The sequence below is a fragment of the Streptomyces hazeniae genome, assembly GCF_031845485.1.
GTDB lineage: Bacteria > Actinomycetota > Actinomycetes > Streptomycetales > Streptomycetaceae > Streptomyces > Streptomyces hazeniae.
Genome location: NZ_JAVREQ010000177.1, coordinates 1 through 454, shown reverse-complemented (window position 1 = coordinate 454; position 454 = coordinate 1). Strand labels below are relative to the sequence as shown.

1 protein-coding gene and 1 pseudogene are annotated in these 454 nt (G+C 75.1%); both read right to left on the bottom strand.

The annotated features are described in order from the left end of the window. On the bottom strand, window positions 1-278 hold a 278-nt coding region (locus RM572_RS29195; protein WP_311676363.1), incomplete at its 3' end, for a DUF1365 family protein. A 20-nt stretch (window positions 279-298) separates the two neighbouring features. Then, window positions 299-454 (bottom strand): annotated as a pseudogene (locus RM572_RS29190) (NAD(P)/FAD-dependent oxidoreductase); the annotation flags it as partial.

Genomic DNA, 454 nt, shown 5'->3' with positions numbered 1-454 from the left:
ACCCGGGCCTGGGTGAGCATGGTGACGGTCCCGTCGGCGAGGTCCACGCCCTGGGCGGCCAGGAAGCGGGCGAGCCCGGCCCGGATGGTGGGCGCGGTGCCCCCGAAGTGGTCCCGCGCCTCGAACCGGGCCAGGGACCGCAGGGCGCGCGGCAGCCGGGGCGGGGCATCGGGGTCGATGAGCCACAGATAGGTCCGGTGCCGCAGGGCGTACCGGCCGGGCCGCGTCCGTACATGCGTGATCGTGCACGGATACAGGGCACTTACGGGACCGCTCACCGCGCCCCTTCCACGGACGCTCACCACGTCACCCCCAGGGCAGCCGCCGCCTCGGCCCCCGACCGGCACCCGTCCTCGTGGAAACCCCAGCCGTGGTACGCCCCCGCGTAGGCGGTGACAGGTCCGGAGAGGGCGGGTAGTCCGGCCTGGGCGGCGACGGACTCCGGGGTGTAGAC